At 31.9% G+C, this 8,687-nt stretch carries 14 protein-coding genes; 5 read left to right on the top strand and 9 right to left on the bottom strand.

The window, feature by feature from the left end:
- The 3 genes from VI621_RS01105 to VI621_RS01095 form a co-directional block, all read right to left on the bottom strand.
- Window positions 1-231: SulP family inorganic anion transporter (locus VI621_RS01105; RefSeq protein WP_324216546.1), on the bottom strand; the 231-nt coding region annotated here is incomplete at its 3' end.
- Between the two features lie 88 nt (window positions 232-319).
- The gene (locus VI621_RS01100; protein WP_324216547.1) at window positions 320-601 is read right to left on the bottom strand and encodes a hypothetical protein; all 282 of its coding nucleotides are present in this window, start codon (window positions 599-601) and stop codon (window positions 320-322) included.
- Between the two features lie 129 nt (window positions 602-730).
- Complete coding sequence (locus VI621_RS01095) at window positions 731-1,210, bottom strand: DNA starvation/stationary phase protection protein (RefSeq protein ID WP_324216545.1); 480 nt, start codon at window positions 1,208-1,210, stop codon at window positions 731-733.
- A gap of 94 nt (window positions 1,211-1,304) precedes the next feature.
- Here VI621_RS01095 and VI621_RS01090 point away from each other — a divergent pair, with 94 nt between their 5' ends.
- On the top strand, window positions 1,305-2,246 hold the full coding sequence (locus VI621_RS01090) for a LysR substrate-binding domain-containing protein (RefSeq protein WP_324216544.1): 942 nt from the start codon (window positions 1,305-1,307) through the stop codon (window positions 2,244-2,246).
- 59 nt (window positions 2,247-2,305) lie between these two features.
- Here VI621_RS01090 and VI621_RS01085 read toward each other — a convergent pair whose 3' ends face one another.
- The 5 genes from VI621_RS01085 to VI621_RS01065 form a co-directional block, all read right to left on the bottom strand.
- Complete coding sequence (locus tag VI621_RS01085) at window positions 2,306-2,503, bottom strand: hypothetical protein (RefSeq protein WP_324216543.1); 198 nt, start codon at window positions 2,501-2,503, stop codon at window positions 2,306-2,308.
- 227 nt (window positions 2,504-2,730) lie between these two features.
- Window positions 2,731-2,928: a hypothetical protein gene (locus VI621_RS01080; RefSeq protein WP_324216542.1), complete on the bottom strand. Its 198-nt coding sequence runs from the start codon at window positions 2,926-2,928 to the stop codon at window positions 2,731-2,733.
- Window positions 2,929-3,076: 148 nt separating this feature from the next.
- Complete coding sequence (gene mnmD, locus VI621_RS01075; RefSeq protein ID WP_324216541.1) at window positions 3,077-3,739, bottom strand: tRNA (5-methylaminomethyl-2-thiouridine)(34)-methyltransferase MnmD; 663 nt, start codon at window positions 3,737-3,739, stop codon at window positions 3,077-3,079.
- Window positions 3,740-3,742: 3 nt separating this feature from the next.
- The gene (locus tag VI621_RS01070; RefSeq protein ID WP_324216540.1) at window positions 3,743-4,186 is read right to left on the bottom strand and encodes a hypothetical protein; all 444 of its coding nucleotides are present in this window, start codon (window positions 4,184-4,186) and stop codon (window positions 3,743-3,745) included.
- Window positions 4,187-4,678, bottom strand: coding sequence for a DUF4920 domain-containing protein (locus VI621_RS01065; RefSeq protein WP_324216539.1), 492 nt, complete (start codon window positions 4,676-4,678; stop codon window positions 4,187-4,189).
- Between the two features lie 297 nt (window positions 4,679-4,975).
- Between VI621_RS01065 and VI621_RS01060 the strand changes: the two genes are divergently transcribed.
- Window positions 4,976-6,043: a branched-chain amino acid aminotransferase gene (locus VI621_RS01060; RefSeq protein ID WP_324216538.1), complete on the top strand. Its 1,068-nt coding sequence runs from the start codon at window positions 4,976-4,978 to the stop codon at window positions 6,041-6,043.
- Between the two features lie 63 nt (window positions 6,044-6,106).
- Here VI621_RS01060 and VI621_RS01055 read toward each other — a convergent pair whose 3' ends face one another.
- Window positions 6,107-6,490: a nucleoside triphosphate pyrophosphohydrolase family protein gene (locus tag VI621_RS01055; protein WP_324216537.1), complete on the bottom strand. Its 384-nt coding sequence runs from the start codon at window positions 6,488-6,490 to the stop codon at window positions 6,107-6,109.
- A gap of 80 nt (window positions 6,491-6,570) precedes the next feature.
- On the opposite strand from VI621_RS01055, the gene VI621_RS01050 reads away from it, so the two are divergent.
- The 3 genes from VI621_RS01050 (at window position 6,571) to VI621_RS01040 (ending at window position 8,682) form a co-directional block, all read left to right on the top strand.
- Window positions 6,571-6,759, top strand: a complete 189-nt coding sequence (locus VI621_RS01050) for a hypothetical protein (protein WP_324216536.1) — start codon at window positions 6,571-6,573, stop codon at window positions 6,757-6,759.
- A gap of 190 nt (window positions 6,760-6,949) precedes the next feature.
- Window positions 6,950-8,068 (top strand): SRPBCC family protein, encoded by a 1,119-nt coding sequence (locus tag VI621_RS01045; RefSeq protein ID WP_324216535.1) that lies wholly within the window; start codon window positions 6,950-6,952, stop codon window positions 8,066-8,068.
- A gap of 74 nt (window positions 8,069-8,142) precedes the next feature.
- Window positions 8,143-8,682, top strand: a complete 540-nt coding sequence (locus VI621_RS01040; protein WP_324216534.1) for a sigma-70 family RNA polymerase sigma factor — start codon at window positions 8,143-8,145, stop codon at window positions 8,680-8,682.
- The last annotated feature ends 5 nt before the right edge of the window (window positions 8,683-8,687 follow it).

Below are 8,687 nucleotides of genomic sequence, written 5' to 3'. Positions count from 1 at the left end.
GGTAAGAACAATAGCCGTTAAACCCGCCGCTGGACCAGAAACACTGATATTAGATGTACTTAAATATCCTACAACTATTCCACCGATAATTCCTGCAATAATTCCTGAAAACAAAGGGGCTCCTGAAGCCATTGCAATACCTAAACACAATGGTAGCGCCACCAAAAAAACCACTAAACCAGACGCAAAATCGGATTTAAGGTTAGCAAAAAGATTGATTTTTTTTGTCATAATACCTTACTAAAAATTTAATACAAAGAATTTTGTCACATTGTAAAAATATGAGCATCGAATTTTAAAAAATTAAAATCGCATTGTATTAAACCAAGTCAGGTGGGGGAATAAAAATGGAAGAAGCAATATTATCGTGCTTGGATAAATTCTCTGACAGAATAAGACTTGAGGTTAAACCGGATAAATTAATCACATCATAAGTTGTATTAAACTTAAATTCCGCTTTAATTTCTTTATGAGCTTGTTCTTCTTCAGATGTACTGTAAAAATAAGATGTATCAGTACCTTTCTCAATCAGACTCACAATAGTTGGAGTTGAGAGAAAAGTAATAAAAACGATTAAAAGTATTTTTACGGCTAATTTCATTTGAGGCAAAAATAGAATTTAACTTTAGGAAAAAAAATTATAATTTTAAATTTAAACCAAATTTAACATCTATAAAAAAACCAGTCAGAGATTGCAATCATTCTGGTTTCAATTTTGATGTCAAAACGATTATAAACTTTCTTCAAGCCAGGCTCGCATCATCCAAATGGTTTTCTCTTGTTCAGCGATAAGATCACTCATCATAGAATTGGTTCCTTCATCATTGATTGCTGCAGCTTTACTCAGAATTTCTCTTTCAATTTTCAATAAATGAGATAGCGATGTTACAATTAAATGAACTGCTTTTTCATCATTTGAAATGTTTTTACCAACAACAATCTGATTGTTTTTAATGTAATCTTCAAAAGTATGCAATGGAGTCCCTCCTATTGTTAAAACTCTTTCGGCAATTAAATCAATTTTTATTTGAGCATCTGTATATAATTCTTCAAATTTTACATGCAAATCAAAGAATCGCTTCCCTCTGATATTCCAATGAATTCCTCTTAAATTTTGATAATACACTTGAAAATTAGATAATAATATATTCAGTTCCAGAACTAATAATTCTGTTTCTTTTATTGGCAATCCTAAAATATTTGTTTTCATGACTTTTATTTTCACAAATTTAGAAAAGAAAATAAGGCTTTTACTATAAATTAAATTGATTGTTTTTATATTTGTATCAGAAATTACTATACTCATGACTATTACTCAACTACAATATGTTCTTGCCGTTGCAGAACACAAAAATTTCACACTCGCAGCCGAAAAATGTTTTGTTACACAGCCTACGTTAAGTATGCAGATTCAAAAAATTGAGGAAGAGCTAAAAATTCAAATTTTCGACAGAACAAAAAAACCAATACAACTGACTGATATTGGACAAAAGATAGTCAATCAGGCCAAGAATATTGTCAACGAAGCCAACCGGATAAAAGATATTGTTGAGCAACAAAAAGGTTTTATTGGCGGCGAATTCCGACTGGGGATAATCCCAACGATTATGCCTACGCTTTTGCCCATGTTTTTGAATAATTTTATCAAAAAATATCCAAAAGTAAAACTCATCATCGAAGAGTTAAACACAGATGAAATCATATTAAGATTAAAAAACGGTCATCTTGATGCTGCCATTGCCGCCACTCCTTTAATGGAAGAAAAGCTCAAAGAAATTGTTTTGTATTATGAACCTTTTGTGGCTTATATTCCCGAAAATCATAAAATTGCAAATAAGCTAGAAATAGAAGTTTCGGATTTAAATCTTGATGAGATTTTGTTATTACAAGACGGGCATTGTTTCCGTGACGGAATTTTAAATTTATGTAAAAATCAGGGCGTTGTTTCCGGAAATTCATTTCAATTGGAAAGTGGTAGTTTTGAGACTCTAATCAGATTGGCCGACGAAGGATTAGGCACTACGCTTCTGCCGTTTTTGCATACTTTGGATTTAAAAGAAAAAGACAAAAGCAAATTACATCATTTTAAAGAACCAAAACCAGCCCGAGAAGTCAGCCTTGTTTTTCCGAAAACGGAACTAAAAATTCATATTATTGAAGCTTTGAGACAAACTATTGCCGGAGTAATAAAAGGCGCTATCGTTTTTCAAAATGTAGAAATTATAAGTCCAATTTCAAAGAAATAAATAGCAATAAAAAAGGAGCTAAAAAAGCTCCTTTTTTTATACAGTAGATATATGTTTGTTTAATCATTAACAATAAATAAACATTGCTTCAGTTCGGGTTTTTCATTTGTGAAATACAAAAGCCACCTCCTCAGTTGCTCGATTTCATAGGGTAACAAATTTTTGACTGCTTTTTTTAACTCTTTGATAAAAAGTTGAGGATCAAAGCTCACTCTTTCAAGCACCTCCTTCGTGTAATCATAAATCATTCTGGACATAACAATAAGATTTAAAAGTTATCTTAATAGAACCTATTGTAAATGTATAATAAATTACTTTTCGTTCAATTAAAAAAGCCGATTAAATGCATAAAAAACCGTTTATTAGCACTTTTTATCATAAAAAATATTAAAAATCTTACGTGTTTTATTGGGCCTTATTATTTTGTAATACATTGGTTACTAGTTATCTAAAACAAAAAAGAGCCTTTTAAGCTCTTTTAGTTCTATTTGTTTATGTAAATAAGACATTGTCTTAGTTCAGGTTTTTCATTTGTGAAATTTAGAAGCCAATCTGTAAGTTGCTCTATCTCATATGGCAACAACATTTTTAATGCTTTTTCTAATTCTTTACAGAAAAGTAAAGGATCAAAACTTACTCTTTCAAGTATGTTTTTTGTGTAATCGAACATGGTTCTTTTCATAAAATGAATTTATCTTTTTCTTAAAGTTAGTTTAGCAATCTTAAATCAAATTTAGAGAAAAATCCGAAAGCTTTTACTAATATAAAGTTAATTGTTTCTCCTGTATATATTAAATAATTGCTTAAAAAAATAACGGAATCAAAAAAAATCATTGTTTAGTTGCCCGAAACATTTCTCTTTTCCCAGGAGGTCCTGCAAGTTTTTCAACTGTAAAGCCTACTTCTTGCATACTTCTTTTTACCACGCCACGAGCGGCATAAGTTACCAGAACACTATCCTTTTTTAAGGCTTTATACATTCTTTCAAAAATTTCAGTACTCCATAATTCAGGCTGTACCCGATAACCAAAGGCATCAAAGTAAATTAAATCAAATTTATCTTCATCTCCAATCTCATTAAAAAACTGTTTCCTTTTGGTTAAACCAAAATCATCTGAAATAGCTATTTTTTCTTCCCAATCACACTGATGTATTTTTTCGAAAACAAGACTTTCAGTTTCAGCTTTTAATTCTGCAACATAATTCATTTGCAAAACTTCTTCCGCTGAAATCGGATAGGCTTCCACTCCAACATAATCAATAGTCTGGTTGTACTTTTTTGCTTCTAAATAAGTGATAAAAGCATTCAATCCTGTACCAAAACCAATTTCTAAAATTGAAATGGACTTTCCTTCAAATAAGGAGAGTCCATTTTTTATAAAAACGTGTTTTGCTTCCTGAATTGCCCCATGTTTAGAATGATAACATTCATCCCAATCCGGCAAATGAATGGTGGTGGAACCATCGGAAGTCTGGATAATTTCTCTTTTCAAAATCTACTTTATATATAATTTTTTAATCTTTGGAATGGGCCCGCCGCATTTTACTTCATGACAACGAACACAGGCACTAACCCCATTATTAAAATGCTCTTTGGCGTTTTTGGGATCTTCATAAATCAGTTCTTGTGATTTGATAAAAAGCGCTGCCTGTTCATCGAAAAAAGCATCATTTTCGCTTTCATCAGTCATAACCGCTTTATGAATCTGAAGGAAATGATTCGGAAACTTCCCAATGGTATCTCCTTTATTTATTCTTTCTTTCAATAGCTGATTGTCCACATACATTTGCTCCATCAAAAGAGCCATTTCAGACATTTGATACATCTCGAAATTTTTCTTTTTTTTATCTGATGCATCAGAAGCACAAGCTGCTTTTTCCGATTTATTTGCACAAGCAATTAAAAGAAAAAAACCAAACAATAACATATATTTTTTCATTTATCCTTTTATTAAAACACCATCAGCCATAAATGAGTATGTCGTTTTTGGCGCAACAATACTGTCAATAGCTGCTTGAGATTTCCCTCCATCTTTTGCATAATGTTTTAATTCCTCAACAGATTCAATGCTTACAAAAGCTTTTCCACTAATAATAACTTCTTCGGCTTTAGCATTTTTTGGCACAAAAAAAGCATAATCTTTAAACTTAACAAATGCTTCTTTGTCTTCTGCTAAATCCAATTTCATCCAGCAGCCTTTTTTCTGACAAACTTCTTTTATTTTAGATTTAAATTTTACAGCAACTGTATCGCCTTGTTTCATTTCACCAAATTTAGCCGTCATTTCTTCTGTTGACAAAGCGTTTTCTGCCGAAATACTATCGCCAAAAGCGGCATATGCAACTTCAGCTTTTTTTTCTACTATAGCATTCTCTTTTTTACAACTTGTTAAAACAAGAACGGAGCATACCAAAACAACTACTTTTTTCATTTTACGTTTTTTAATGATTAAATCTATTTATCAAAAAACAAAAATAGTTAGATAATTCAAACAACAAAGTAATATTACATCTATTTTCAATTATTATTGAGAATTTCACAATAAATTAAAACTACGGAAAAGAAAAAAGTAAAAAGTAAGAAATAATTTTACCTCAAGTAAAAACAGTTCTATTTTTTGTTAATTTAGCGCAGAAAATAACACAACATTTAATTTTTGAATTTAACTTGTTGACAACTAGAAATCAAGATGTTAAACGACTTATTTCATTTAAAAAACTACTTATAAATGAGTTTAAAAGCTACTCAAGAAATTGATATCGTAAAAGTTGCAACTTCAAAAATTGATTCAATTGATTTTGAAAATATTGCTTTCGGAAATATATTTACCGACCATATGTTAATCTGTGATTTTGCTGATGGCGCCTGGCAAAAACCTAAAATTACTCCTTATGAACCGTTTTTATTGGATCCTTCGGCGAAAGTTTTTCATTATGGCCAAGCCATTTTTGAAGGAATGAAAGCTTTTAAAGATGAAAATGAGGAAGTTTGGCTTTTTCGTCCGGATCAAAATTTTGAACGTTTCAATAAATCAGCAGTAAGAATGGCCATGCCAGAAGTTCCTGAAGAGGTCTTCATGGGCGGTTTACAACAATTGATTGATTTGGAAAGAAATTGGGTAAAAAAAGGAAAAGGGAATGCCTTATATATAAGACCTTTCATGATTGCCACAGGTACCGGCGTAATTGCTGCCCCATCAACTCATTACCGTTTTATGATTATACTTTCACCAGCAAAATCATATTATTCGGGTGAGGTAAAAGTAATTATCGCGGAACATTTCAGTCGTGCAGCCAATGGTGGTATTGGCGCTGCAAAAGCAGCCGGAAACTATTCAGCACAATTTTATCCGACAAAATTAGCTAACGATAAAGGTTTTCAACAAATCATCTGGACTGATGATGCAACCCACACCATGCTGGAAGAAGCGGGAACCATGAACGTTTTCTTTAGAATAAATGATACTTTAGTAACAGCTCCTGTAAGTGAAAGAATTTTGGATGGTATTACCAGAAAAAGTCTAATTGCCATTGCCAAAAAAGAAGGGATTAATGTTGAAGAACGTACCGTATTCGTTTCAGAAATTGTGGAGGCCGCAAAAAATGGCACTCTAAAAGAAATTTTCGGAGCAGGAACTGCTGCGGTTGTGAACCCGATTGTTGGATTCTCCTTTGATGACATATACCATGAATTGCCTAAATTAGAAAATTCAATTGCCTTACAATTAAAAGATAAATTAAATAATATTCAATATAAATTAGCGGAAGACACTTTTGGATGGACCGTTAAGGTTTAGTTCAAATGGAAGATTTCAGCTTGCAATCTCTTCAATAAAAAATCCCGAATTATCGGGATTTTTTTATTTCAATATTTCCGAAAAATCAGGCTTTAAGTAGTTTGGCCCTTTCATCACTTTTCCGTCTTCACGGTAAATCGGTTTTCCATCTATATCTAATTTACTCATATTACTGCGTTGAATTTCGTCGAAAATAGCTTCGATTTTATGCTGTAATCCGTGCTCAATAATTGTTCCGCAAAGAATATACAGCATATCGCCCAGTGCATCGGCAATTTCTACATAGTCATTATTTTGAACTGCCTCGAGATATTCCTCATTTTCTTCTTTCATTAAATGGAAACGAAGCAAATTCTTGTTTTCCCCCAAATCTCCTTTTGGTGTTTCGCTGAATCCCAAACCAAAAGTCTGGTGAAATTCTTTGACTGCGTTAATTTGTTTTTGCATAATTTTTAACTGATTAAATAGCAATGCAAAATAGTAACTTTTGATAACAAAAGAGTATTTTTGCCTAAAATTTTACGAATATGTTTAGTCAGGGACAATTAATTTTTGCAGGTTTGTTTTTTATAGCTTTTGTTATTGCCGTAGGTTATTCCTATAGAAAAGATATTATCATTCATCGCAGTTTTTATAAAGGGAACTATAAGGTTTTGATTGGGTTTCTAATTTTCATCGCATTGCTTTTTGTTATAAAAATATTTTTTAAGCATTAGTTTAAAAAGCATTGTTTCATAAAAAAACGTCCACTAAAAAATGGCGTTTTTTTGTTTTTAAGCCCGTTTGGTAAAATTAAAATAATCAATCTTTTTGATAAAAATATTTTGTAATCCATCAATTACAAATTATAATCGGGTATATCATTATTATTTTTAACTTTACATCACTAAACCAACCCTATTGATTATGAGAATTCTCAAATATATATTTTTACTAATCCTACTCGCATTCGTAGCGTTATCTGTTTTTGTTGCCACACAAAAAGGAGATTATGATGTTGTTAGAAGCAAAGTTATAAAATCTCCCAAATCAGTAGTTTTCAATTATGTAAACGATTACAGAAATTGGGAAAATTGGGGTTCATGGAAAGAAAATGATGCTGAAATGAAATTTAGTTATCCGGAAAAAACAATTGGAGTTGGCGGTTCATATTCCTGGTCCGGAAAAGAAGGTGATGGAAATATGAAAACTATTTTTGTTAAAGAAAACGACAGTATTGCCCAAAAAATGAATTATGATGGTACGCCCTCATCTGTTTTCTGGACCTTTAAAGATACCGTTGGCGGAACAAAAGTGACCTGGAGAACAAAAGGAACAATGCCTTTCATGTTCAAAGTTTATGCTACTATAAAAGGCGGTGCCGATAAAATTATTGGAGATATGTATGAAAAAAGTCTCGCGAATTTAGATAAAACGCTAGATTATGAGATTAATACCTATACGGTAAACGTAAATGGAATTGTAACCAAACCAGGTGGATTTTATTTGCAACGAACCATCACAAGTAAAATTTCAAATGTTCCAAAGAATTTTAAAATTATGTTGTCTAAACTCAACTATTTTTTCAAAAAAAATATTATCCCTATGAATGGAAAGCCATTTGTAATTTATCATACTTATGATGTTGTGAATGGAATCACTAATTTTTCTGTTTGCATTCCTATAAAAGATGAAATATTTACCAGTCCGGGAAGCGATATTATGGGCGGGAAACTAGAGCCTTTTGAAGCAGTAAAAACAACTTTGACCGGTGATTATTCTCATAGTAAAGAAGCATGGGATAAAGCTGCTGAATATATTTATGCAAATAATCTGGTAAGAAAACCTGCCGGACCATCGATGGAAGTATATACAATAGGAGTTGAACAGGAAAAAAGTCCGTCAAAATGGGTTACCGAAATTTATATTGCGGTAAATCCTAAAATAGTGGTTCCAGTTGTACAACCTAAAACTATTCAACCTGTAAAAAAAATAAAACCTGCTGAACCTAAACCAGTTCAGGAACCAGCAATGGATGAATTCTAATTTTTAGCTAAAAAACATCTTTTACAGATTAAACCTTTTCGATTAGCGGCATTCTTATAGATAAATAATTTTCTTTGGACGAAAAGGAATTCATACAACAGTTATTGAACCCCAAAACGCAAAATGAAGCGTTTCAAAAACTCTTGTCGGATTATCAAAGACCTTTGTACAATCACATTCGGAATATTGTTTTGAATCACGACGACGCCGATGATGTGTTGCAAAATACGTTTGTAAAGGTATACCAGCACTTAAAAAAATTTAATGGCGACAGCAAATTATTTTCCTGGATGTATCGCATTGCAACAAATGAAGCCATCACTTTTATTAATCAAAAAGCAAAACGAAACGGTACAACCAGCGAAGCGATGCAAAGCAAATTAGTCGAAAATTTAGTTGCAGACACCCATTTTGACGGTAATGCCATTCAATTAAAATTACAAAAAGCGATTGCCCTTTTGCCCGAAAAACAACAATTGGTTTTTAAAATGAAATATTTTGAAGAAATAAAATACGAAGATATGTCGGAGATATTAGGCACTTCGGTTGGCGCATTGAAAGCGTCCTATCATCATGCGGTGAAAAAAATTGAACTTTTTATGACCAAAGATTAAACCTT

This window comes from Flavobacterium sp. (assembly GCF_035292545.1).
In the GTDB taxonomy this organism is placed as follows: domain Bacteria; phylum Bacteroidota; class Bacteroidia; order Flavobacteriales; family Flavobacteriaceae; genus Flavobacterium.
This window is presented reverse-complemented; position numbering and strand designations above follow the sequence as displayed.